The organism is Sneathiella chungangensis, from assembly GCF_009882935.1.
In the GTDB taxonomy this organism is placed as follows: domain Bacteria; phylum Pseudomonadota; class Alphaproteobacteria; order Sneathiellales; family Sneathiellaceae; genus Sneathiella; species Sneathiella chungangensis.
In genome coordinates, this window is the sequence record NZ_WTVA01000003.1 from 406,748 (window position 1) to 431,316 (window position 24,569).

General features: G+C 61.4%; 22 protein-coding genes. 7 read left to right on the forward strand and 15 right to left on the reverse strand.

Annotated elements, in window-relative coordinates; translation table 11 throughout:
• Positions 1-16 precede the first annotated feature (16 nt).
• The 3 genes from GQF03_RS08995 to GQF03_RS09005 are packed head-to-tail and all read left to right on the forward strand — an operon-like array spanning position 17 to position 5,051.
• Positions 17-1,924: an AMP-binding protein gene (locus tag GQF03_RS08995; RefSeq protein ID WP_161338906.1), complete on the forward strand. Its 1,908-nt coding sequence runs from the start codon at positions 17-19 to the stop codon at positions 1,922-1,924.
• The gene (locus GQF03_RS09000) at positions 1,893-2,927 is read left to right on the forward strand and encodes an NADP-dependent oxidoreductase (RefSeq protein ID WP_161338907.1); all 1,035 of its coding nucleotides are present in this window, start codon (positions 1,893-1,895) and stop codon (positions 2,925-2,927) included. The genes GQF03_RS08995 and GQF03_RS09000 overlap by 32 nt, the downstream gene beginning before the upstream one ends.
• Positions 2,928-2,966: 39 nt before the next feature.
• Positions 2,967-5,051, forward strand: coding sequence for a 3-hydroxyacyl-CoA dehydrogenase NAD-binding domain-containing protein (locus GQF03_RS09005; protein ID WP_161338908.1), 2,085 nt, complete (start codon positions 2,967-2,969; stop codon positions 5,049-5,051).
• A gap of 43 nt (positions 5,052-5,094) precedes the next feature.
• Here the strand turns inward: GQF03_RS09005 and GQF03_RS09010 are convergent, their stop codons facing one another.
• From GQF03_RS09010 to GQF03_RS09075, 14 genes are all read right to left on the reverse strand, one after another.
• Complete coding sequence (locus GQF03_RS09010) at positions 5,095-6,564, reverse strand: DHA2 family efflux MFS transporter permease subunit (RefSeq protein ID WP_161338909.1); 1,470 nt, start codon at positions 6,562-6,564, stop codon at positions 5,095-5,097.
• 1 nt (position 6,565) lies between these two features.
• Positions 6,566-7,690, reverse strand: a complete 1,125-nt coding sequence (locus tag GQF03_RS09015; RefSeq protein ID WP_161338910.1) for a CaiB/BaiF CoA transferase family protein — start codon at positions 7,688-7,690, stop codon at positions 6,566-6,568.
• A 78-nt stretch (positions 7,691-7,768) separates the two neighbouring features.
• Entirely contained in the window at positions 7,769-8,437 is a 669-nt protein-coding gene (locus GQF03_RS09020; RefSeq protein ID WP_161338911.1) for a DNA-3-methyladenine glycosylase I, read from the reverse strand.
• Positions 8,438-8,487: 50 nt separating this feature from the next.
• Positions 8,488-10,755 carry a xanthine dehydrogenase family protein molybdopterin-binding subunit gene (locus GQF03_RS09025; protein WP_161338912.1) on the reverse strand — a complete coding sequence of 756 codons (2,268 nt, stop codon included), beginning with the start codon at positions 10,753-10,755 and terminating at the stop codon, positions 8,488-8,490.
• 1 nt (position 10,756) lies between these two features.
• Entirely contained in the window at positions 10,757-11,215 is a 459-nt protein-coding gene (locus GQF03_RS09030) for a (2Fe-2S)-binding protein (RefSeq protein ID WP_161338913.1), read from the reverse strand.
• Positions 11,216-11,308: 93 nt separating this feature from the next.
• Positions 11,309-13,111: a DNA helicase RecQ gene (recQ, locus tag GQF03_RS09035; RefSeq protein ID WP_161338914.1), complete on the reverse strand. Its 1,803-nt coding sequence runs from the start codon at positions 13,109-13,111 to the stop codon at positions 11,309-11,311.
• A 54-nt stretch (positions 13,112-13,165) separates the two neighbouring features.
• Entirely contained in the window at positions 13,166-13,456 is a 291-nt protein-coding gene (locus tag GQF03_RS09040; RefSeq protein WP_161338915.1) for a transposase, read from the reverse strand.
• A gap of 96 nt (positions 13,457-13,552) precedes the next feature.
• The gene (locus GQF03_RS09045) at positions 13,553-13,888 is read right to left on the reverse strand and encodes a RebB family R body protein (protein WP_161338916.1); all 336 of its coding nucleotides are present in this window, start codon (positions 13,886-13,888) and stop codon (positions 13,553-13,555) included.
• 56 nt (positions 13,889-13,944) lie between these two features.
• Positions 13,945-14,346: a RebB family R body protein gene (locus GQF03_RS09050; RefSeq protein ID WP_161338917.1), complete on the reverse strand. Its 402-nt coding sequence runs from the start codon at positions 14,344-14,346 to the stop codon at positions 13,945-13,947.
• 116 nt (positions 14,347-14,462) lie between these two features.
• Positions 14,463-14,819, reverse strand: a complete 357-nt coding sequence (locus GQF03_RS09055) for a RebB family R body protein (RefSeq protein ID WP_161338918.1) — start codon at positions 14,817-14,819, stop codon at positions 14,463-14,465.
• Between the two features lie 41 nt (positions 14,820-14,860).
• The gene (locus GQF03_RS09060) at positions 14,861-15,181 is read right to left on the reverse strand and encodes a RebB family R body protein (RefSeq protein ID WP_161338919.1); all 321 of its coding nucleotides are present in this window, start codon (positions 15,179-15,181) and stop codon (positions 14,861-14,863) included.
• A 39-nt stretch (positions 15,182-15,220) separates the two neighbouring features.
• On the reverse strand, positions 15,221-15,586 hold the full coding sequence (locus GQF03_RS09065) for a RebB family R body protein (protein WP_161338920.1): 366 nt from the start codon (positions 15,584-15,586) through the stop codon (positions 15,221-15,223).
• Between the two features lie 444 nt (positions 15,587-16,030).
• Positions 16,031-16,474, reverse strand: coding sequence for a RebB family R body protein (locus GQF03_RS09070; protein WP_161338921.1), 444 nt, complete (start codon positions 16,472-16,474; stop codon positions 16,031-16,033).
• 59 nt (positions 16,475-16,533) lie between these two features.
• Positions 16,534-17,004 (reverse strand): RebB family R body protein, encoded by a 471-nt coding sequence (locus tag GQF03_RS09075; RefSeq protein WP_161338922.1) that lies wholly within the window; start codon positions 17,002-17,004, stop codon positions 16,534-16,536.
• Positions 17,005-17,302: 298 nt separating this feature from the next.
• Here GQF03_RS09075 and GQF03_RS09080 point away from each other — a divergent pair, with 298 nt between their 5' ends.
• The 4 genes from GQF03_RS09080 (at position 17,303) to GQF03_RS09095 (ending at position 22,839) form a co-directional block, all read left to right on the forward strand.
• On the forward strand, positions 17,303-18,016 hold the full coding sequence (locus tag GQF03_RS09080; RefSeq protein ID WP_161338923.1) for a sigma-70 family RNA polymerase sigma factor: 714 nt from the start codon (positions 17,303-17,305) through the stop codon (positions 18,014-18,016).
• 120 nt (positions 18,017-18,136) lie between these two features.
• On the forward strand, positions 18,137-21,130 hold the full coding sequence (locus tag GQF03_RS09085; RefSeq protein ID WP_161338924.1) for a molybdopterin oxidoreductase family protein: 2,994 nt from the start codon (positions 18,137-18,139) through the stop codon (positions 21,128-21,130).
• The gene (locus GQF03_RS09090; protein ID WP_161338925.1) at positions 21,127-21,876 is read left to right on the forward strand and encodes a 4Fe-4S dicluster domain-containing protein; all 750 of its coding nucleotides are present in this window, start codon (positions 21,127-21,129) and stop codon (positions 21,874-21,876) included. The genes GQF03_RS09085 and GQF03_RS09090 overlap by 4 nt, the downstream gene beginning before the upstream one ends.
• A gap of 12 nt (positions 21,877-21,888) precedes the next feature.
• Positions 21,889-22,839 (forward strand): dimethyl sulfoxide reductase anchor subunit family protein, encoded by a 951-nt coding sequence (locus tag GQF03_RS09095; protein WP_161338926.1) that lies wholly within the window; start codon positions 21,889-21,891, stop codon positions 22,837-22,839.
• A gap of 52 nt (positions 22,840-22,891) precedes the next feature.
• Here the strand turns inward: GQF03_RS09095 and GQF03_RS09100 are convergent, their stop codons facing one another.
• Entirely contained in the window at positions 22,892-24,271 is a 1,380-nt protein-coding gene (locus tag GQF03_RS09100) for a DEAD/DEAH box helicase (protein ID WP_161338927.1), read from the reverse strand.
• Between the last annotated feature and the right edge of the window lie 298 nt (positions 24,272-24,569).

Below are 24,569 nucleotides of genomic sequence, written 5' to 3' on the forward strand. Positions count from 1 at the left end.
GGAGTTTGTTCACCATATGCCGTCAACTATACCATTTCGGCCATTTCATCGGCCGTCGCCGGATATTTCGGTCACCAGTAACCGCGATGGAAGCCGGGTTGTCAAGAGCAATATCCCGCTTGGCGAGTATGAATCCAACATTGCCATGTATTTTCGGCGGGCTGCGTCGGCGTTTCCGGACCGCGCCTTTCTGGTGCAATGCTCGCCGGACGGTAACTGGCCGGAGCTGAGCTACCGGAAAATCAGGGAGGAGGCGGACCGCATCAGCAGCCATCTGCTGGCCCGCGGATTCGGGCCGGAGAAATCCGTGATGATCCTTTCGGGCAACAGTTTCGCCCATGCGGCGCTGAAAGTCGGCGCGGTGCAGGCGGGCATTCCCGTGACCGCCGTTTCCCCCTCCTATTCGCTGCTTGGCGCCGATTTCACGAAGCTAAAATATTCCGTGGAATTAACTGAGCCGGGCCTGATCTTCGCCGAGGATGGCGATATGTATGAGGCGGCGCTGTCGGCGCTCGATCTTTCCGGGATCGAGGTGGTGACGGTGACCGGCAATCCCCATGGCGGCCTCCGCTACAGCGATATGCTCGGCGCGCTTGACGCGGCGGCGGTCGAGGCGGCCTTCTCGGCGGTGACGCATGATACGCTCGCCATGATCCTCTTTACCTCCGGCTCCACCGGCATGCCGAAGGCGGTGCCGAACACCCACCGGATGCTCTGCGCGGCTCAGAAGACGCTGGAACTGATCTCGGAGGCGCCGGACCCGGTAAACGATCCGGCCCGCGTGCTCGACTGGCTGCCCTGGCATCATACCTATGGCGGCACGGTCAATTTCTTCAGCATTGCGCGTTCCTGCGGGACTTTGTTCCTCGATGACGGCAAGCCGACGCCGGGCCTTTTCGGCCGCACCATCGAGAATTTGAAGAAGATCTCGCCCTCGCGCTTCAGCACGGTGCCGGCGGCCTACAGCTATCTCGCCGACCGCATGGAGGAGGATGAGGAACTCGGCCATGCCTTCTTCAAGAACCTCAAGATTTGCCAATATGGCGGCGCGGCGCTGTCGCAGGAAATGTTCGAACGGATGCAGCAGCTGGCCATCAAATACACCGGCTTGCGTATTCCCTTCGGTACCGGCTGGGGCTCGACGGAGACAACGGGGACCGGCACGGCGGTGCATTGGAACAGCGAGAAGGTCGGGCTGATCGGCCTGCCGACGCCGGGCATTACCGTGAAAATCCTCCCCGTCGGCGAGAAGCTCGAAATCCGCATCAAGGGGCCGAATGTCCATACGGGATATTACAAGCGGCCCGACCTGACGGCGCAATTTTTTGATGAGGAAGGCTACTATTGCATCGGGGATGCGGTGAAATGGGTCGATCCCGACAAACCGGAGGCGGGCATGGTGTTCGACGGCCGCGTCGCCGAGGATTTCAAGCTGGCGAACGGCACCTGGGTCAGCACGGGCTCGCTCCGGCTGTCGCTGATCGATGCGCTCAATCCGCTCGCGCGCGACGTGGTGATCGCCGGGCATGACCGCGACGAGATCGGCATCATGATCCTGCTGACCGAGGCGGTGCAGGCAAAATATACGGCGCGCGACGGCGCGATTTCCGCCGATGGCAAACGGATTATCGCGCCCGCGCTGATTGAGGCTGTTCAGGAGAAACTCAGTCGCTATAATCAGGACAATCCGTCCCCGAGCCGGCGGGTGGGAAAAGCCCTGATCATGGCGGAACCGCTTTCGGTGGATAAAAACGAGATAACGGACAAGCAATATATCAACCAGGGAGCCGTTCTTTCACATCGTGCCGATCTTGTCGCCCGCCTGTTCGTCGATACCCTCGACCAGGATATAATTAACCTAAATAAAAACATAGAGATGAAAGGCATTTCAAATGTCAGCAATGAACAAGCAAATCCTGCTTAAATCGCGCCCCGTCGGGGAACCGACTGCCGATAATTTCCAATTGGTGGAAACGCCGGCGCCGACGCCCGGTCCGGGCCAGTTCCGCGTCAAGGTCATCTATATGTCGCTCGACCCCTATATGCGTGGCCGGATGGGCGCGGAGAAAAGCTATGCCGCCAATGCGGAGCTTGGCCAGGTCATGGTCGGCGGCGGCGTTGGTGTTGTCGAGGACTCCAATAACGACCAGTTCAAGACCGGTGATTATGTGATGTGCGGAACCGGCTGGCAGAGCTATTGCCTGTCCGACGGCACCGGGGTGATGAAGCTCAATCCGGATCAGGCGCCGATCTCGACCGGTGTCGGGGTTCTCGGCATGCCGGGGCTTACCGCCTATTACGGCCTGCTGGAGATCGGCAAGCCGCAGGCAGGCGAGACGGTGGTGGTCGCCGCCGCATCGGGCGCGGTCGGCAGCGTGGTCGGCCAGATCGCCCGGATCAAGGGCTGCCGCGCCATCGGCATTGCCGGATCGGCGGAAAAATGCGCCTTCGTGGTCGATGAACTCGGCTTCGATGCCTGCCTCAACTACAAGGACGCGGATTTTAAGGAAAAGCTCGCCGCCGCATGCCCGGACGGGATCGACGTCTATTTCGAGAATGTCGGCGGCAAGGTGTTCGAGGCGGTGCTGCCGTTGCTCAATGATGATTCCCGCATGCCGGTCTGCGGCCTGATCTCGCAGTATAACATGACGGATTTGCCGCAGGGCACGAACATGCTGCCGGCGCTGATGCGCTCGGTTCTGACCCATCGGATCCTGATCCAGGGTTTCATCATTTCCTATCACTTCCATCATCTGCCGGCCTTCCTCAAGGATGTCAGCGGCTGGATCCGGGAGGGGAAACTCAAATACCGCGAGGATATCGTCGAGGGCATCGAGAAGGCGCCGGAGGCCTTCATGGGCCTGCTCAAGGGCAAGAATTTCGGCAAGCTGCTGGTCCGGGTCTCCGACGATCCGACACGAAAATAACTGGTCAGACAAGAAACCGTAAAAAGAAGGAATAGAAAAATGACGGCCATCAATGAGTTTGTGACATATGAGGCGAAGGGAACGGTCGGCGTCGTCACCGTCAACAGTCCGCCCGTGAACGCGCTGAGCCAAGGGGTTCGCGCCGGGATCAAGGGCGGGATCGAAGCGGCGGTCGCGGACGGGTCGGTCAATGCCGTTGTGCTTGCCTGCGCCGGGCGGACCTTTATCGCCGGGGCGGATATCACCGAATTCGGCAAGCCGCCGAAAGAGCCGGGGCTGAATGTGGTGATTTCCACCATCGAAAGTTCCAGCAAGCCGGTGGTCGCCGCCATTCATGGCACGGCGCTCGGCGGCGGGCTGGAGACGGCGCTCGGCTGTCATTACCGGGTTGCGGTGCCGTCCGCGAAAGTCGGCCTGCCCGAAGTGAAGCTTGGCATCCTGCCGGGGGCTGGCGGGACGCAGCGGCTGCCGCGCGTTGTCGGCGTGCAGAAGGCGCTTGAATTCATCACTTCGGGCGTACATGTGCCGGCGAAGCAAGCCTTTGCCGCCGGGCTGATCGATGAGATGATTGACGGTGACCTGACCGAAGGCGCCATTGCTTTCGCCAAAAAGGTCGTTGCGGAGGGTCGCCCGCTGGTCAAGATCAGCGAGCAGAATGACAAGCTGGAGGAGGCCAGGAAGAACCCGGCCATCTTCGATGAGTTCCGCAAAGCCAACGCCCGCAAGTTCCGGGGGTTCGAAGCGCCGGAAAACTGCATCAAGGCGATTGAAGCCGCGGTAAATCTTCCCTTCGCTGACGGCCTGAAGCGGGAACGCGAGCTGTTCATGGAATTGATGAGCGGCGAGCAGGCCAAGGCGCAGCAGTATTTCTTCTTCGCCGAACGGCAGGCCAACAAGATCCCGGATGTGCCGAAAGACACCCCGCTGATTGATATCAAGACGGCGGGCATCGTCGGCGCCGGCACCATGGGCGGCGGCATCGCCATGAACTTCCTGCAGGCCGGCATTCCGGTGACGATTGTGGAGACGTCCCAGGAGGCGCTCGACAAGGGTATCGGCGTCATCAAGTCGAACTATGCGGCGACCGTCTCCAAGGGTCGGCTCAAGCAGGAGGCGATGGATAAATATATGTCCCTGCTGACGGGCTCGACCAGTCTTGAGGATTTGAAAGACGCCGATATTGTCATCGAGGCGATTTTCGAGAATATGGACGTCAAGAAAGAGGTGTTCGGCAAGCTCGACAAGATCTGCAAGCAGGGCGCTATCCTCGCGACCAACACCTCGACCCTCGATATCGACGAGATCGGCACGGCGACGAGCCGTCCGGACTATGTCATCGGCCTGCATTTCTTCTCGCCCGCCAATGTGATGCGGCTGCTTGAGGAGGTGCGGACCAAGAAGACCAGCGCCACCGTCATGGCGACCTGCATGGCGCTTGCCAAGAAGATCGGCAAGGTGCCGGTGATGGTCGGGGTCTGCGAGGGCTTCGTCGGCAACCGCATGCTGGCGAAACGCGGCGAGCAGGCAAGCCAGCTGATCCTCGAGGGCGCGAAACTCGAGGATGTCGACCGCGTGCTCTATGATTTCGGCTTCCCCATGGGGCCGTTCGCCATGTCGGACCTTGCGGGCAATGACGTCGGCTGGCGCATCCGCCAGGGCAAGGGCGTCAAGAGCCCGGTTGCCGATGCGATCTGCGAGCTTGGCCGCTTCGGCCAGAAGACGGGCGATGGCTATTATCACTATGAGAAGGGCAGCCGTACACCGCAGCCGGACCCGATCGTCGAGGAGATTATCGTCAAGGCGGCCCGCGACGCCGGGATCAACCGCCGTCAGGTGTCGGATGAGGAAATCCTCAAGCGCTGCGTCTATCCGATGATCAACGAGGCGGCGAAAATCCTGGAAGAAGGGATCGCGACCCGCGCCAGCGATATCGACGTGATCTGGGTTTATGGCTACGGCTGGCCGATCTATCGCGGCGGGCCGATGCGCTACGCGGATCATATCGGGCTTGAGAATATCTATAACGACCTGCTGAAGTTCAAGGCGGAGCATGGGGATGAATGGACCCCGGCGCCGCTTCTTGAACGGCTGGTCAAGGAAGGTAAAAGCTTCAAGGACCTCTAGGCCTTCACGCGACGGAAAAGCCCCGCCCTGGTGCGGGGCTTTTTTATGTCGCCGTCGTTCCCCCTGATTTCCGCGCCAGGTAAAGCACCGGGATCAGCGCGAGCGCGAAGAAGAGGCAGGCGATCAGGAAACAGTCATGGAAGGTGAGCGTCATGGTTTCCACCAGCTGCGCCGGGGTCAAGGCTGCGCCGGCGTTTCCGGCGAGGAATTCGCTCCCGTAATGGGCGGAGCGGGCGGTGATCAGCAGGGCGATGATATTCACCCCGATGGTACCGCCCAGCATGCGGCAGAAGTTGAGCGCGCCGGAGGCCTGCGGCACCTGCGGACCCTGTACGCTGGAGAGGGCGAGGGTGCTGTTGGCCGGCAGCAGAAGCCCGAGCGCCCCGCGGCTCACGACCACCCAGCCGGCAATCATCCAGAAGCCGCTGAGCGCATTGGCGTAGGTGAGGGCGTAGGTCGAGATGACGAACAGGATCACCCCCGCGAGCAATAGCCGGTAGGCGGGCATCCGGTCGACGAGGCGCCCGGCAATCGGCGAGACGAGGGCGAGCACGAGCCCGCCGGGCAACAGCAGGAGCCCGGCCTCCGTCGCGTCGCTGAGCTGCACCGTCCGTGCAAAAAGCGGCAGCATATAGATGCTGGAAAACATGCCCGCGCTGACGATGGCGCCGATGATAACCGTCGCGGTGAACTGCAGGTTGCGGAACATGGCAAGATGCAGGAGCGGTGCCTTGCTTTTCCTCTCACGCAGGATAAAGAGCGCGAAGGCGACGAGCGCGGTCGCGAGGAAGATGACCACCCGGACATCGAGGAAGGAATAGAACTGGCTGTTCGAGAGGCCGGTCAGCAAAGCCCCGACGGTCACCGCGATGAGCAGGAAGCTGATATAGTTGAACCGGGTCGATCCCTGGTTGTCGTCGCGGTCGGGGAGGAATATCCATCCGGCAATGGTGGCGAACAGCGACAGCGGCAGCGCCGCCGTAAAGGTGAAATGCCAGTCCAGGTTATCGGTAATAATGCCGCCGATGGTCGGCCCGAGGGCGGGGCCGAGAACGATAACCATGCTGAAGACGCCAAGGGCGGAGCCGCGCCGGTTCTCCGGGAACAGCATGAAGACGAGCGCCATGGAGAGCGGCTGGATAATGCCCGCGCCCGCGCCCTGCAGAATCCGGGCGAAAATCAGCAGGTTAAACGCCGGGGCGAACTGGCCGATCATGCAGCCGGTGAAGAACAGGATGGAGGCGATCAGGAAGGTTTTCCGCGCGCCGATATTCTGCAATAACCAGGCGGAGGCCAGCATGCAGACCGAATTCGCACAGAGGAATCCCGTCGACATCCATTGCGCCGAGGCCTGCGTCACGTTGTAGTCCGCCATGATGTTGGTCAGCGCCACGTTGATCATGGTGGAGGAGAAGATCGCCGCAAGCAGGCCGAAAATCACCGCAAGAACCGCGAACCATTTGTAGCGCGCGCCGTGTTTTTGCTCCAGTCGTTCCGTGCGCTCGCTCGGCATCTTAGTCGGCAAATTCGTCGCGGATTTTCTGGTTATGCTCGCCGAGAGCCGGGATCGGTCCGAATTCCTGCGCCTGGCCTTCAAGATGGATCGGCGAGGCGGGCATGCTCACCGGCCCTTCCGGGCTTTCGACCACGATACGGTCAAGCTGCGGATGCGTTGAGAGGTCGGCGACTGAATTGACGGCACCGAAGGCGATGCGCCCTGCCTTGAGCCGCTCGACGACCTCGTCGCGTGTGAGGGTTTTGAAGACCGAGTTGATCGCCTCATGCAGCGCGGGTCGGTTCGCTACCCGAAGATTGTTCGATTGAAATCGCGGATCGGTCGCCAGCTCAGGCTTGTGAAGTCCATGCTCGCAGAGGTTCCGGAACTCGGTCTCGTTCTGGATGGAGATAACGACGGCACCGCCCTCGCGCGTCTCGAAGGCTTCGTAAGGCGCGATGGACGGATGGGCGAGACCGACACGGCCCGGCGCCTTTCCGCCGTAATCGTGATGGAGGAGGGGGACGGCCATCCAGTCGGCCATGCCCGCAAACAACGTCGAATTGACGGCGCGGCCCTTGCCCGTCCGGTCGCGCTCGTAAAGCGCCTCGAGGACGCTGATAAGACCATGCATGCCGGTCGCGATATCGCAGACGGAGACGCCCGCCCGGCTCGGACTGTCCGCCGTGCCGGTAATCGAGGCAAGGCCGGATTCGCACTGCACCAGCATGTCATAGGCCTTCATCTTGGCATAAGGGCCCTCCGCGCCATAGCCGGAGATATCGACGGTGATCAGGCGCGGGTTGGCGCTGCGCAGTGTCTCGTGGTCGAGACCATAACGCCCGACAACGCCGGGCGCGAGATTCTGGATAAAGACATCGGCCTTTGAAATCATTTTTTTGAGAAGCGCGAGATCCTCCGCTTCCTTGATGTCGAGCTGGACCGATTCCTTGCCGCGGTTCAGCCAGACGAAATAGGCGCTCTGGCCGTTGACGACCGAATCCAGCGTGCGGGCGAAATCGCCCTCCGGCCGTTCGATCTTGATAACGCGCGCCCCGGCATCGGCGAGGCGGCAGGAGAGATAGGGGGCGGCAACCGCCTGTTCGAGGGAGACGACGAGAATTCCGTCAAGTGGGCCGGACATGATACTCTTCTTTATTGTTTGTTTGAGGCTCCCCTATCTATGCCCCGCAATCGGGATTTAATCAATAGGGGCGCGCACCTATCCGGTCCAGATGGCAAGCGTCCGGCTGAGATGCGCGTAGGGCGCGCCGTTCTCCTCATGCCAGGCGTTGAACGCGGCCTGCACCGCCGCCTGGTCTTTCTTGGAGGTCATTTTCCCCTTGGCGACGCCAAGCCTGTTGAGCGCCGTCACCACGTCCGCCGTCAGGATAAAGCCGTCCTTGCCCATCATGCGGACGAAATAGGGGCCCGAATTGCCGCCGAGCTGCTTGAAGCGTTTCTTGATATCCTCATAGAGCCCGATGATGTCACTCGACGGCCAGTCGGCAAGATAATTGCCGATGGAGCCGAACTCCTTTTGCAGCTCGACCATGGCGAGGGCGTTATGATGGGTCGCGCGGATCTTGCCGAGATGGCGGATGATCGCCGGGTTGTCCATCAGCCCCGCGATATCATCCTCGCTCATGAAGGCGACCTTGGCGGGCTCGAAGCCATGAAAGGCATCCTCGAAGGCCGGCCATTTGTTCCGCACCATGGTCTGGTTGAGGCCGGTCGAGAAAATGCGAAAAGACATGTCGGAAAAGCTTTGCGCGGGATTTATTTTTCTAAGCTCCGCGTCCGGTTTGATGTCCGGCATCCGGGCCGCGAGCTCAGACGCCCCGCCCGCATTCTCTTGCGCTTTCGCGCGGATTTCCGCAAAGGATATCATCCATAGCCTCCCGCTCGCTTTCATCCCGCGGCCAGCTTATCGATTTCCCGTCAGGCGATAAAGCCGTTTTTGCTGATCGGCAATTCGCGGATGCGTTCCCCGGTCGCCGCGAACAGGGCATTGGCGAGGGCCGGGGCTATGGGCGGGGTTGCAACTTCGCCGATACCGCCCAGCCGCCGCCCGCTCTGCGCCAGATGCACCTCGATCTCCGGGCAGCCCGCAAGGCGGACCATCTCGTAATCGGGGAAATTGCTGTTGACCACGGCGCCCCCCTCGATCTCGATCTCGCCGTAGAGCGCGGCGGTCAGGCCGAACAGGATCCCGCCCTCCATCTGCGCGGTTACCGTGTCGGGATTGACGACCGCGCCGCAATCGACGACGCAATAGACCTTGTCGACCGTCACTTCCTTGCTGCCGTTCGCCGTCACCTCGACGACCTGACCGACGATGGAGGAGAAGGATTCGTGCAGCGCGACGCCGCGTCCGCGCCCGGGTGGCAGCGGTTCCGACCAGCGGCTCACCTCGGCGAGCTTTCTCAGGACATCGGCGAAATCCCGATGCCCCTCAAGATGGGCGAGGCGGAATTCAATCGGGTCCTTGCCGGCGGCATGGGCCATTTCATCCATAAAGGATTCGGTAAAAAAGGCGTTATAGGAATGGCCGACGCTCCGCCAGAAGCCGACCGGGATGGGCAGCTTGACCGGCACATGATCGACCATGCGGTTGGCGAATTCATAGGGAATATCCGCCGCGCCCTCGCTCGTTGTGTTGTCCGGCATGTCCATTGCCGCCCAGGGCAGCAGCCGTTCGGTGAAGGAGCCGGAAACCGACTGGCTGGCTATCCGGTTCGCCCAGCCGGTAATCCTGCCGTCCGGGCCGAGTGCCCCGTCGAACCGGCTGACGGCGGCGGGGCGGTAGATATCATGCTGGATGTCATTCTCCCGCGTCCAGATCAGCTTGACCGGACGCCCCTTCACCGCCTTGGCGATGGTCACCGCCAGATAGACAAGATCGATCTCGGCGCGCCGCCCGAAACCGCCGCCGAGCAGCGTGGTATGCACGGTCACATTCTCCGCCGGGACATCGGCGAATTTCTCGGCGAACCATTTGACGAGGGTCGGCGCCTGATTGGGCATCCAGATCTCGACGCCGGTTTCCGTGACCTTCGCCGTGCAGTTCATCGGCTCCATGCAGGCATGGGCGAGGAAGGGGGCTTTATAGACCGCGTGAACCGGCTGGGCGGAGGCCGTGATTGCCGCCGCCGCATCGCCGTCTTCCGAATAGACGCGCGCATCGTCGCTGTCGAGGCTTTCTTCCAGAAGCGTGAGGATACCGGCGGAGGAATAGTCCTTCGCCGGACCGTCGTTGAAGCTGGCGGGTAGCGCCTCGACGGCGGTTTTCGCCCGCCAGAAACTGTTGGCGACGACGGCAACGCCGATATCGAAGGGCACGACCGCGATCACGCCCGGCATCCCCCGAACCGCCTCTGCGTCATGGGAGGCGAGGGTGCCGCCGAAGACCGGCGCTAGCTTGACGGCGGCATGGGCCATGCCCTCCACCTCGACATCGACGCCGAAGACCGCCGTCCCGTCGACCTTCTCCGGGATATCGACGCGCATTTGCGGTTTGCCGATCAGTTTGAAGTCGCGGCTGTCCTTGAGTGTCGGGGTGGTCGTCACGGCCTCGGACGCGGCCCGTTCGACGAAATCGCCGAAACCGCCCGAGGCGCCGCTTGCTGCATGGCTGATCACGCCGTTCTCGACCGTTATCTCACCCGCCGGCACATCCCAGTCGCGCGCGGCGGCCTGCACCAGCATCGCCTTCGCCGTCGCCCCTGCCTCGCGCATCGGGATCCAGGCATCGCGCACCGACGTGCTGCCGCCGGTCGCCTGAACGCCGAGGGTGCGGGCGACTTTCGCCATGCCCCAGGCGCCGACCGTCTCCTCGCCCTGGTGATGTCCGTCGGAGAAGGGAAGGGAATCCTTGATCATCGTGATATTGGCGTAGATATCGGCGATGGGCGCCTGTTCGACGACGATATCATCGAAATTCGCCTCCATTTCCTCGGCGACCAGCATGGCGAGCGCCGTATAGACGCCCTGTCCCATCTCGGCGCGCGGGACGGCGACGGTGACGATCCCGTTCCGGTCCACCTTGACCCAGGCGTTGAGCGCAATCTCCCCCTCCTCGGTGGTGGCGGTGAGGGCGGCGTTGTCCGGTTCGCCCTCGCGGAGGAAGCCATAGCCGACGGCGAGGGCGCCGCCGACAAGAATGCCGCCGACCAGGAATTTGCGCCGGGAAACGTTAAGCTTGGCCATGTCAGTCCCCTCCCTGCAGTTGGGCGGCGCGCTTTATCGCCTTCTTGATGCGCGGATAGGTGCCGCAGCGGCAGATATTGGTGATGCTTTCAGCGATGTCGTCATCGCTCGGCGCGGGATTTTCCGCGAGCAGGGCGGAGACCGCCATGATCATGCCCGACTGGCAATAGCCGCATTGCGGGACCTGTTCCTCGATCCAGGCCTGCTGCACCGCCGAAAGTTTATCGCCGCCGATGCCTTCGATGGTGGTGATTTTCGCGCCCACCGCGTCGGCGACGGGATAGCTGCAGGAGCGCACGGGCGCGCCGTCCAGATGCACCGTGCAGGCGCCGCAGGCGGCAATGCCGCAGCCGAACTTGGTGCCCTTCAGATTGACGGTGTCGCGGAGCACCCAGAGCAGGGGCGTGTCGTCTTCCACGTCGACGTCATATGAGGCGCCGTTGATGTCGAGTTTCAGCATGATCTCTCCCGTAGTGGCCGGTGGCGGCTGGTCCTTAAGGGCAATATAGGAAGATTTTGCGCGAGCGGTAATGCTAATTCACGATTGCCCGGCTCAGGAAGCGGTCTCGCCGATCGCCTTCAGGAAGGCGGGGCCGTATTTTTCCTGCTTGCTGCGCCCGACGCCCTGAAGCTCGCCAAAGGCGGTCAGCGACTGCGGGCGCAGTTGCGCCATCTCGATCAAGGTGCGGTCATGGAAAATGACATAGGGCGGCACATTCTGTTCCTTGGCGAGATTGAGCCGCACGGACTTGAGATAGGAGAAGAGCGCCTCCTCCTCCTTGCTGGCGAATTTGCGCGAGGCGGCGGCGGGTTTCTGTTTTGGTGCGCGCGCCGGGCTCTTCTTGAGCTCCAGCGGTATCTCGCCCTTGAGGACGGGCCGGCAGCTTTCATCGAGCGACAGGCCGCCATATCCTTCCGCATCCACGTTGATCAGGCCGAGGGCGAGCAGCTGGCGGAAGATCGACTGCCAGTCGGCGCGGCTGACGCTTTTGCCCATTCCGTAGGTGCTGAGCCGGTCATGGCCGAATTTTGCAATCTTGTCGGTTTCCGCGCCGAGCAGGATATCGATGATATGGCCCGCGCCGAACATCTCGCCGCTCCGGTAGATGGTGGAAAGCGCCATCTGCGCCGCCTCGGTGGCATCGAACAGCGCCGGCGGCTCCAGGCAGTTGTCGCAATTGCCGCAGGTTTCGGGCGGCGATTCGCCGAAATATTTGAGGATCAGGTGGCGGCGGCAGAGCGCGCTCTCGCAGAACTGCAGCAGCGATTCGAGCTTGCCGCGGTCGAGCTGCTGTTGCTGAAGCGTCTTGTCCGGATTGCGCATCAGCGATTTCAGCTTGGCGACATCCTGCAGCCCATAGGCGAGCCAGGCATCGGCGGGCAGGCCGTCGCGCCCTGCGCGCCCCGTCTCCTGATAATAGCTTTCCATATTCTTCGGCAAATCGAGATGGGCGACGAAGCGCACGTCCGGCTTGTCGATGCCCATGCCGAAGGCGATGGTGGCGACGATGATGACTGCATCCTCCTTCAGGAAGCGCGCCTGCGTCTCGCGCCGGACCTCCGGGTCGAGCCCGGCATGATAGGGCAGCGCGATGCGGCCACTCGCCGCGATTTTCCCCGCGACCTGCTCAACTTTCCGCCGCGACATGCAATAGACGATGCCCGCATCCTCCGCATGTTCGGACTTGATGAAATCAAGCAGTTGCGAGACCCCGTTCGTCTTCGCCGTCAAGCGGTAGCAGATATTCGGCCGGTCAAACCCGGCGCGGAAGATCCGCCCGTAGCCAAGGCCGAGACGCTCGATGATATCCTTTTCCGTCGGCGCATCGGCCGTCGCGGTCAGCGCCAGCCGCGGTACATTGGGAAAGGCCTCCTTCAGCACGGTGAGGCGAAGATATTCGGGGCGGAAGTCATGCCCCCATTGGGAAACGCAATGCGCCTCGTCAATGGCGAAGAGGGATATCTCAATGCGCGAGAGAAGCTCGAGGAAGCCGCCAGAAAAAAGCCGCTCCGGCGCGATATAGAGAAGCTTGAGCTCGCCCTTCAGCAGCTGTTCGCGCACCAAAGCCTGTTCCTCCGGCGCATGGGCGGAATTGAGTGCCGCTGCGGCAACGCCGAGTTGCTGCAAGGCCTCCACCTGGTTCTGCATTAGCGCGATCAGCGGCGAGATGACGATGGCCGTCCCCTCCATGCAGAGCGCCGGGATCTGGTAGCAGAGCGACTTGCCGCCGCCCGTCGGCATCAGGACGAGGGCGTCGCCCTTGTTGATGACATGATCGATGATATCGGCCTGCTCACCGCGGAAGGCGGGATAGCCGAAAACAGTGGTGAGGAAATGAACCGGATTACGCGACATACCCCTTTATACAACCATCCGCCCGTTGTTCAATGGACGAATGGAGGCGGAGGGTCATTCACGGTCGTCCGCCGGGCGCCAGCCGCGCTGCTTGAGCTGTTCCTTGAGCGCCTGGATCTCGAGCGCGGCCTCGGCCAGCAGATGCTTGAGGCGCCGGTTCTCCTCATCGACCTTTTTGAGCCGGTCCATCTCCTCGGCGCCGCTTCTCTCCGCCCGCTTTTTCCAGCGGTAGATCGTCGCCTTCGATATCCTGTGTTTTCTGGCGGCCTCCTCGACCGTCTGGCCGTCGGCCAGTTCCTGAAGGATCATCCTGACCTCCTGCGGGGTGTAGTATTTGCGTTCCATGAGAGAACGTCCTCAATTGAAGGGTTTCTAGCGTGCCATCATGTCTCGGCTTTCCGGCTCCGTTTCATGTCACTGTCCTCTAGGTTTCTCTTCTCGCTATTGCTGCTGCTTGCCAAGTTCGTTGACGACCGCCTGCAGCGCGGCGAGGTTTTCGGGGATTGCGCTGCCCGCGAGAAGTTCCTGCGAGGCCTTGGCCGCCGCCGCCGGATCGGTGCTCAGGAGCTGCTTGGAGGCTGCGATGGTAATGGCGTTATGGATGGAATAGCTGTGCTGCTGCTGGGAATTCACGTTTTGAAGGGCCAGCCCGATGGTATGGGCCATCTGCTGATAGAGGATGGCCATTGCCTCGGCAGGTGCATCGCCCAGCACGCTCAAGTTCGTCTGCGCGATGGATCCTGTTATCTGGCTGTTCACATAGGACTCTGAGGTCATTGCCGCTCTCCTGGCTGTCTTCTTGAAAATCCGGATCTTCTGGCGTTGTCAAAGCCTTATTTCCGTATCGGTGTCTGCGGTGGTGCCGGGGTTGCCGGCGCCGCGGCGGCCATATGCGCGGCATGGATATGGGCCGGGGCATGGCGGCGGTGCAGGCCGGCGTGGGATCCGCCGCCCGCGAGCAGCCCGGCCGTATTCCGCGCCGCCGACGCGGAGGAGAGCGCCAGGAGCGACTGCAGGTTCTGCGCAGTCGAGGCGAGGCTGAGGCTGTACATGTTCTGCTGGTTGGCGACGGCATTCTGCATGGCCGTTCCGGCGGCCTGCGCCGTCGTCTGGTAGAGCGAGCCGATCGACTGCGCCGGGGCAAGGCCGATGTTCATCACATTCGCCTGGGTTATGGCATCGGTGATCTGGCTGTTCACCGATCTGACATGGCCTGAAGATTTTTGTGCTGTCATGGAACTATCCTGTTATCAAGGCGTCCGGCGGGTCGGATACTGCGCGCGAGGCGGCTGGCAATGCGCGCAGTATCCGGAAACCCATGGAGAAGACGGGGCTTCTCACGCCGTCGGGATCATGTGTTAAATTTCGGGGCGTTGGAATTCTGGTCCTTGAAGCTGGCCAGAACGCCCTTCAGCGACGCCATGGTTTCCGCGACCGGGTTGCCGCTCAGGATTTCCTGGGTCGACTTGCCCTCCGCCGCGACGTCGAGCGTGTAGAGCAGGCTGACGGCGCCGGTGACGACGGCGGAATCGATGGAATTCTTGTGCTGCTGGTTGGCGACCATATTCTGCATCGACATACCTGTTGACTGGGCCATCATCTGGTAAAGCATGCCCATGGATTCGGCGGGCGCATCGCCCAGAACCTTGACGTTCGTTTGTGTGACAGCATCCGTAATCTGGCTGTTCATCCAAGTGTTGTCCGCCATTATTCAACTCCTTTAGTTTTCAGTTCGTGAGAAAATTCAAATCAGAATGCGCGGGCGGCGGCCTGAAGTGAGGTGAGCGCCTCGGCGACCGGGTTGCCCCCGAGAATTTCCGAGGTGGCTTTCGCGTCGGTCGAGGTGGCCATGGCGTAGAGCACGTTCGTGCCCTGCGTCGTCACCGCCAGATCGACGGTGTTGGCGCCCTGCTGGTTCGAGACGGCATTCTGCATACTGGCGCCGACCACCTGGGCGAAGACCTGGTAGGCATTCGCCATGGCGATTGCGGGTGCATCCCCCAGAACGCCAACATTTGATTGGGTAACTGAATCGGTTATCTGGGCATTGACTGGTGTATCCCCTGGCATGGGTCATTCTCCTTTGCAAATATCAGGACAGGTTTCCTGTTAAGTGGATTGTTGGGGTTTAGACTGTTGTTCGGATTGCGCTTTCTTCAACTCGACGATGATAGCCCGAAGCGCGGAGACTATTTCGGCGTTTACATTGCCTGACAGGATTTCCTGGGTCGCCTTCGCCTCGGACGAACTGTCCATGCTGTAGAGCCTGGCGATTCCCTGGGTGACGATGGCGTTGTCGATGGTGTTCATGTTCTGCTGGTTGGCGACCGCGTTCTGCATGGACACACCGACGGCCTGCGCCATCATCTGGTATACCGTGCCCATCGACTGGGCCGGCGCACCGCCGATCACCGCAAGGTTCGTTTGTGTCACGGCGTCGGTTATTTGGCTGTTGACGGGTGTGTCGTTTGCCATCGGCTATACCTCTTTCCTTCCTGTCATTGACGATCGAGAGAGGGGGTTCCTCTTTCAATATGCTGAAGACGCCCGCTCTTGAGAAAATGTGACGCGGGCATGAGATTTTCTTGCGATGGATGCGAATTCTCGCACCTCACATGAGACGAATTCGCATCGGAAAGCTGCGGCGGCGCGGGCGGTGCGCGCAGGTTCCGGCGCGGTTGCGGGCGCCGGGTAATCGCCATGCGGGGCGGATAACTGGCGGAATTCCGGGGGTTTTCAGGCCGCTTCGGTGCGGGAGAGGCGGGCGGCTGCACTCCGCCGGGCGGGTCCTGTCCGGCAGGGGCCGCGCGCGGGCGGCGGAATGGGGCAGGGGCCGCGTGTCACGCTGTACCTGTCAAGGCAACCGGCCGCAGGGGCCGGGGAAAGAGGCGCGGGGTGCCGCTTTCCCGTGTCCGTCGATTATCCGCCCATCTGTTTGACGATCTGGTCCATGGCGGCGGCGGTGGCGGCGACGGCATCGGCGGTGATGCCGGCGATTTCCTGGCTGGTTTGCGCGGCAAGGGCGGTGCCGCCCGCGCTGGTGACCGCGTTGAGGCTGGTGACGGCGGCCTGGGTCTGGGCGTTCAGCGCCTGGGTGATGGCGGCGGCCTGCGCATTGTAGGATTCGCCGATCGTCGCCTTCTGGGCGCTGATCGACACCGCCTCGGCGTTCTTGAGCGCCGTCAACGCTGCCGCGCCGGCATTGGTGACGCTGTTCATCAGGTTCGAATTCGCCGTTGCATTTTCCAGCGCGAGACCGGAGGAATGGGCGACGAACTGGTACAGAAGTCCCATGGCGAAGGTCGCGCTGTCTTCGATTTTGGCGGGGGCGGGGGATCCGCCGGAGGAGGAGGAAGTGGCCATTGTTGTTATCCGTTAAATAAATGAATGAAATATGCTTACTTAAAGTTGTCAAAGTGATTTTACGCCGCCGGCGTCGTGCTCGTCTCGCCGCCGGTTTCCTTGGCGCTGTCGCCGGTGGCTTTGGCGTCCGTGGATCCGTCCGTCGTGGCCGGTGATCCCGACGCGGCGCCGGTGGTTCCGGTCCCGCTGGCGGCATCGCTCTCTGCGGACGGTGCCGGGGCGGCCGCCGGATTGGTTGCAAGGGTGAGAAGCTTCTGCAGATAGTCGAGCCGTTCCGTCGGCGTCAGCTTTTCAACCTGGTCGGCAAATCCGTTGCGCAGCAATCCCGACGTTCCGGCGGCCACGGCGGCCGCGCCGAGAATATTGAGATGCTGCTGGTTGGCGACCGCATTTTGCGACGCCATTCCGGCGGCATGGGCAAGATTAAGATACATCGTCGCCATGGATTTCGCAGTAGAACTGCCGAGCAGTATTTCGTTGGTTGAAATAATAGAGTTTTTTATTTGGTCATCGGAGGCGGAATCGGTCATTTTCTAAATCCTGTTTAAATATGGTTTTAATTATAATTTACAAATATAGATTCTTGCCGTGAAAATACAACTAATAATATTATAATTAGGAGAATAATATCAACTAATATTTCTATTTTTACTATTTTATTCTTAGGCGCGCATACACCCGTAATTAATAAATAAAAAAGTAAAATGCACTTTAAAAGTGCTGAATTACCGCCCAAATGAAAGAGCATCGACGGGTGGAAAGAGTGACAGGCCGCCCTTTAGTCAGTTTTGCATTTACAAAAATCCAATTCTTCTAGGGGGGGCAGCCGTGAATCCGCTGAGGCATCAAATTCAACCTGAACCGGAACTTTCCACACCAAAAAACTGCATCACCAACAACCTGCCCTTTCCCGTCCGACTGTCCGTCTCGACCTTGAGCGCCGAAGTTCCTGTGCCAGCCCCATGTGATGCCGAACATCCGGAGGGGACCACAGACTCTCCGGAAACGGACGGCGAGATCATCGATTTCTGGACCGCCTGGCACTCTCATAAGGATTATTTGCTTCGCCTCAGCATGATGTGGATGAATGTCAGTGCCGCCGATGCGGAGGACGCCTTCAGCGATGCGACCATCCGCGCCTATGAGAAATACGCCGCCCATGCGCCGCAGATCAGCAACGAAAGGGCCTGGTTCGCCCGGCTGCTCCATAACATCTGCATCGATCGCCACTGCGCCAACAAGCGGATCCGCAATCTCTATGAGAAGGTGAAGGAAATCAGCGCCATCGACCTCGCCGCCGTCGAGACCCGGCAGATGACGCCGGAGGGGAGCCTGCTCAATTCGGAACTCGGCGCCCGCCTTCGCGCGGCGATCGAGGAGTTGCCCGAACGGCTGCGGGTCCCGGTCATTCTCCGGCTTGTGCAGGGGGAGGATTATGACGATATCGCCCGCAAGCTCGGGATTTCCAACGATAATGTCCGAAAACGGGTGCAGCAGGGGCGGTTTCTCTTGCGCGAAATGCTCGGGTCCCTTCGCGACTGATTGTTGTTCGCCGACGAAATTTTTCACTTCCCTATCGACAGCGCCCCGCCAAATCGGGTAACGATTAAGTGAGTACTTTCGGCCTTGCGCCGTTCTCAAGTAGCTGGGGAGCTATTTTCAATGACAGAAGGTATCGGTCTGCGCGACAAACGCGCGGACACTTCGCCCATTGTCTCGGACGAAGTCAAATACACGACCTGCTATATGTGCGCTTGCCGTTGCGGGATAAAGGTCCATCTGAAGGACGGCCAGGTTCGCTATATCGAGGGCAACCCCGATCATCCGGTGAACCGCGGCGTTCTCTGCGCCAAGGGCTCGGCCGGGATCATGCAGCAGAATTCACCGGCGAAGCTGCAAAAGCCGCTGCTCCGTGTGGGCGAGCGGGGCGAGGGACGGTTCCGCGAAATCGAATGGGAAGAGGCGCTTTCGCTCGCCGCCGAATGGCTGGGCGAGGTGCGGGCAAAGGATCCCGCGCGGCTCGCCTTCTTCACCGGGCGCGATCAGTCGCAGAGCTTTACCGGCTGGTGGGCAAAACAGTTCGGGACGCGGAATTTTGCCGCCCATGGCGGCTTCTGCTCGGTCAATATGGCCGCCGCCGGTCTCTACAGCATCGGCGGTTCCTTCTGGGAATTTGGCGAGCCGGACTGGGACCTGACGAAATATTTCCTGATGTTCGGCGTCGCCGAGGATCATGACAGCAATCCCATCAAGATCGGTCTTGGCAAGCTGAAGACGCGGGGCGATGCGAAGTTCGTCTCCGTCAATCCGGTGCGCAGCGGCTATTCCGCCATCGCCGATGAATGGATCGGCATTACGCCGGGCACCGACGGTCTGTTGGTCATGGCGCTGATCCATGAACTGCTGGCCGCCGAGAAGATCGACTGGGATTATCTGAAGCGCTACACCAACGCGCCCTGGCTGGTCATCCAGGCGCCGGGCGCCGAGAATGACGGCCTGTTCGCCCGTGATCGGAACGGAAGCCCGCTGGTCGCGACGAAAGACGGCGGCCTCGTCGCCTCCGACGATCCCGCGGCTGATCCGGTTCTCGTCGGTGACTATCGGCTTCCCTCCGGCGAGAGGGCGGTGCCGGCCTTCCAGCTGATGGCGGCGCGCTATCTTGGCGAGGACTGCTCCCCCGACGCTGTCGCCGACCGGACCGGGGTTCCGGCCGCGACGATCCGGCGGCTTGCCGCAGAGATCGCTGAGGTGGCGTTCGCGCAGGAAATCACCCTCGATATCCCCTGGACCGACTGGGCGGGGCGTCGCCAAGAGAAAATGATCGGGCGACCGGTCTCCATGCATGCGATGCGCGGGATTTCCGCCCATTCGAACGGTTTTCACACCTGCCGCGCCATTCATCTATTGCAGATGATCCTGGGCACCGTTGATGTGCCGGGCGGCTTCCGCCACAAGCCACCCTTTCCGAAGCCCTGCCCGCCGGGACCGACCCCAGCGGGCAAGGAAACGCGCGCCAACACGCCGCTTGACGGCATGCCGCTCGGCTTTCCCAAGGGGCCGGAGGATCTGCTGGTCGACGCGGAGGGCAATCCGCTCCGCATCGACAAGGCCTATAGCTGGGAATATCCGATTGCCGCCCATGGCCTGATGCACAGCGTCATTCAAAATGCCTGGGCGGGCGATCCGCAGGAAATCGACGTCTTGTTCATGTATATGTCGAACATGGGCTGGAACAGCGCCATGAACGTGCCCGATACCGTCCGCAATCTCACCGACAAGAACCCGGACGGCAGCTATAAAATCCCGAAATTCATCTATTCCGACGCCTATTCGTCCGAAACCGTGGCCTATGCCGATCTGGTGCTGCCCGACACCACCTATCTGGAACGCTGGGACTGCATTTCCCTGCTGGACCGGCCGATCTCAAGCGCCCATGGCGCGGCCGATGCGATCCGCCAGCCGGTTCTGGCGCTCGATCGCGATGTCCGTCCGTTTCAGGATGTGTTGCTCGATCTCGGCGTCCGGCTGGCGCTGCCGGGCATGGCGGCGGAAGATGGTTCGGCGCTCTATCCCGGCGGCTATGCGGATTATATGGTCCGCCATGAACGCGGCGACGGGATCGGCCCGCTCGCCGGTTGGCGCGGGGAGGGCGGATCGGGGCAGGGGCGCGGCGCGCCGAATCCGCATCAGCTCGACGCCTATATCGCCAATGGCTGCTTCTGGGAGAAGAAATTCACGCCGGAGCAGTCCTACTACAAGTTCGCCAACCGGGCCTATCTGGCGGAAGCGAGCGAGATGGGCTGGATTCCCGATGCCGCGCCGGTAGTGATGGAAATCTACTCTGAGACATTGCAGAAATTCCGCCTTGCCGCGCGCGGGGTCGGCAAGGTTCAGCCGCCCGATCATCTGCGCGCCCGCATCGATGCCGTCTTCGATCCGCTGCCGATCTGGTATCCCGCGCTCGAGGAGGCGGGGATGGAGACGGAAGACTATCCGCTGCATGCGGTGACCCAGCGGCCGATGCATATGTATCACAGCTGGGGCAGTCAGAATGCCTGGCTCCGCCAGATTACGGCGCGCAACCCGTTGTTTATTCATGCCGCGACCGCGCGGGCAAAAGGCATCGAGGACGGCGACTGGATCTGGATCACCTCGCCGCATGGCCGGGTCAAGGGGCAGGCGAAGCTGATGCAGGGGGTCAATCCGCAGACGGTCTGGACCTGGAACGCCATCGGCAAGCGCAAGGGCGCGTGGAACCTGAAGGAGGATGCGCCGGAGGTCTCCAAGGGCTTCCTTCTCAATCACATCATTTCCGAACTCCTGCCCCCGAGGGAGGACGGCTATCGCTATTCCAATTCCGATCCGGTGACGGGGCAGGCGGCCTGGTACGATTTACGCGTCCGGATCGAGAAATGCGCCGCCGCCGACTGCGGCGAGACGGAACCCATGTTCGCGGCGCAGGACTGCGGCGGCCTTGCCGCGCCGCCGGACATGCTGCGCTACGGCGCCGATCTGAAGGGCGCGGCGAGCGGTCAGGCACCGCTTCCCGCGACGGACTGGATCGGTAACCGCCGGGAAAATGCCGACGACGGCGGTGTCCGTCCCGGCCATGGCAACCGGCTTCACGACCGGGAGAAAGAAGAAGAAAAAGAATGACGTCACTTCCCAAAAACCCGCCGAAAAAGAAGCTCGGCCTTGTCATCGATCTCGATATCTGCGTTGGCTGCCACGCCTGCGCGGTCAACTGCAAGGAATGGAATACGGGCGGCCATAGCGCGCCGCTGACCGACAGCGATCCCTACGGCGCCGATCCGACCGGCGTCTGGTTCAACCGCATCCATAGTTTCGAGGTGGAGAATGACCAGACCGGCGGGCGCACGGTCCATTTTCCGAAAAGCTGTCTGCATTGCGACGATGCGCCCTGCGTCACCGTCTGCCCGACCGGCGCATCCTACAAGCGCGAGGAAGATGGCATCGTGCTGGTCAATGCCGATCACTGTATCGGTTGCAAGCTTTGTTCCTGGGCCTGCCCCTACGGCGCGCGGGAATATGACGAGGATGCGGGGGTCATGAAGAAATGCACCCTCTGCGTCGACAAGATCTATAACCCGAACCTGCCCGAGGAATCCCGCGTTCCGGCCTGCGTCTCGACCTGCCCGGTGGGCGCGCGGTCCTTCGGCGATCTCGGCGATCCCGAATCGGACGTCAGCCGGCTGGTCGCCAAGCGCGGCGGCTATGACCTGATGCCCGAGCAGGACTGCAAGCCGACCAATAAGTACCTGCCGCCGCGCCCGAAAAGGACCGGCGCGGAGGGCGGATCGGCGGCCGCGCGCCTCACGCCCGTCGCCGACAGTTCCGCCGGCGTCCTCGCCCGCTGGGTCGACAAGTTTCTGTCCGCGTAAAGAGAGTTCCCGATGCATCCGGCAAAATCCGTTATTTTCTTCACGACAGCCTCCGGCGCGGGCTATGGCCTGCTGTTCCTCCTGATCGCCGGGGACCTCCTCGGTCTTGCGCCCGGCGGCTTCTGGCCGGCCTTCACCGGATATGCGGTGAGTTACGCCCTGATCACCGGCGGGTTGCTGTCCTCCACCTTTCACCTTGGCCATCCGGAGCGGGCCTGGCGGGCCCTGACGCAGTGGCGTTCCTCCTGGCTCAGCCGGGAAGGGGTGATGGCCGTTCTGACTTTCCTCCCGACCGGGCTCTATGCGCTGCATCAGCTGTTTTTCCCGGAGAGGATGCCGGGGATAACGGGGGTGATCGGCGTGATCGGGGCGATCTGCTGCATCGTCACGGTCTATTGCACGGCGATGATCTATGCCAGCCTCAAGCCCGTGCATGCCTGGTCGAACCGCTTTGTGCCGGCGGGATATCTGCTGCTCTCGCTGATGACCGGCGCCCTCGTTCTGAACGCGCTCTTTGCCCTTTTCGGGCCACCGAGTCCGGTCTTCCTGATCCTCGCGCTTCTCTCGCTGATCGCCGCCCTTGTCTGGAAGATATCCTACTGGCGCTTCCTCGATGGCACGAAAAGCCTCTCGACGCCGGAAAGCGCGACGGGCCTTGGTGAGTTCGGCCGGGTGAAACTGTTCGAGGCCCCGCATACGGAAGCGAACTACCTGATGAAGGAGATGGGCTTTCAGATCGCCCGCAAGCATGCGATGAAGCTGCGCCGGATCACGCTCACGCTCGCCTTCGTCCTGCCGCTCCTGCTGACGCTCCTCGCGCTGTTCGTGGGTGGAAGTCTGGCGGCGGCGGCGCTTATCCTCGCCCTCCTGAACGCCGCCATCGGCATCGTTACCGAACGCTGGCTGTTCTTCGCCGAGGCGCGGCATACGGTCGGCCTTTACTACGGCGCGGCCCACGCATAAAAAAGGCCGGCAAAGCCGGCCTTTTCCGCATTACTGCCAGTTGTCGCCGCTGCTAGCCAGCGCGTTTAAATTTCTGCTGGCGAGAAGGCGCAGATTTATGCTTCGCATTTGCAACCGGGTTCGCGGATTTGCGAGACTTAAATCCCGGTTTGCCTTTATTCTTGCTGACGGTATTCTTCGCGCGTTTGCGAAATGGCTTAACATCGCCCTCTGGTACCGCGTCACGGCGCCCGCCCGCAGGCCGTCCTTTTCGCCCCGGATGATACTTTTTCTGTTCGGGTTTGCTCGCGGGTGCGGGGAAAGGATGATCTTCATCGATTCGTACCTTTTGCTTGAGGATCTGTTCAATATTGCGGAGCAGGTTACGCTCGCGCGGCTCGCAGATGGAAATGGCGACGCCGGTTGCCCCGGCGCGGCCCGTACGTCCGACGCGGTGGATATAGTTTTCCGCTTCCATCGGCAGGTCATAGTTGATGACATGGGTGATGCCGGAAACGTCGATCCCGCGCGCGGCGACATCGGTCGCCACCAGAACCGAAAAACGGCCGTTCTTGAAGGAGCGGAGCGTGCGCTCGCGCGCGCGCTGATGCAGATCGCCATGGATCGCGGCGGTCTTGATTCCCTCGACCTCGGCCTCGATCTCGTTTGCGAGAACATCGCAGGTCGCCTTGGTGCGGACGAAAACGAGGACCCGTTCCTTGTCGCCAAGGGCGAGCAGATGCATGAGCAGGTCTTTCTTGTCATGCGCGCGCACCATCAGGACCGAATGATCGATCCCCTCGGCGACGGCGGTTTTCTGCTTCACCTCGACATATTCCGGCTCGCTCAGGAGTTTTTCCGACAGCTTGCGGATCCCCGGGCTCATGGTCGCGGAGAACATCACGGTCTGGTGTGCCTCCGGGAGTTTGTCGGAAATCAGCGTCACATCGTCGATGAAGCCCATGTCGAGCATGCGGTCCGCCTCATCGAGAATGAAGGTCTCGACATTATCGAGCTGAACCGTGCCGCGCTTCATATGGTCGAGCAGGCGGCCCGGCGTCGCGACAAGGATATCAACGCCGCGGACAAGCTGCTGGATCTGCGGGCCATAGGGCGCGCCGCCATAGACAACGGTGTGAAACAGCTTCATGCCGCGTGTGAAGACACGGATGCAAAGCCCGATCTGGTGGGCAAGTTCGCGTGTCGGGGCAAGAATTACGGCGGTCGGCTTGTTGGCCTTCGGCTTGCGTCGGTCATGCTGCAACCGCTGCAGGAGCGGGAGCACGAAGGCGGCCGTCTTGCCACCGCCGGTCTCGGCGATTCCCATCAGGTCGCGCCCGTCCATCAGCGCCGGAATGGTGCGCTTCTGAATCGCCGTCGGTTCGGTAAATCCCTGCTTGTCGATGGCACGCAGGAGCGGCCCAACCAGGTTGAGCTCGGTAAACTCGGTCATAAAACTATCGTCCTCACAAAAAACTGTCATTCGCCGCCACTCGGTGCAGGGCAGCCTTCAGGGCCAAAAAAGGTGAGAACCGTCTCTCCTTGACCCCGAGCCGATCATCTTTGACGAGGACCAGACTGTCAGCGACGCCTTCGCGCCGTGGAAATACCGTTCATATACCCGATGTTTGGTTCGCGCGGCCAAGGCCGTCGGCACCAGTCGCCAACACTTTCGTATTGTGCACTGCACATATGATTGGATTTGGCTAAAATGTCAAGGAATTATAAGGCACATGGTTAACAGCACCGCG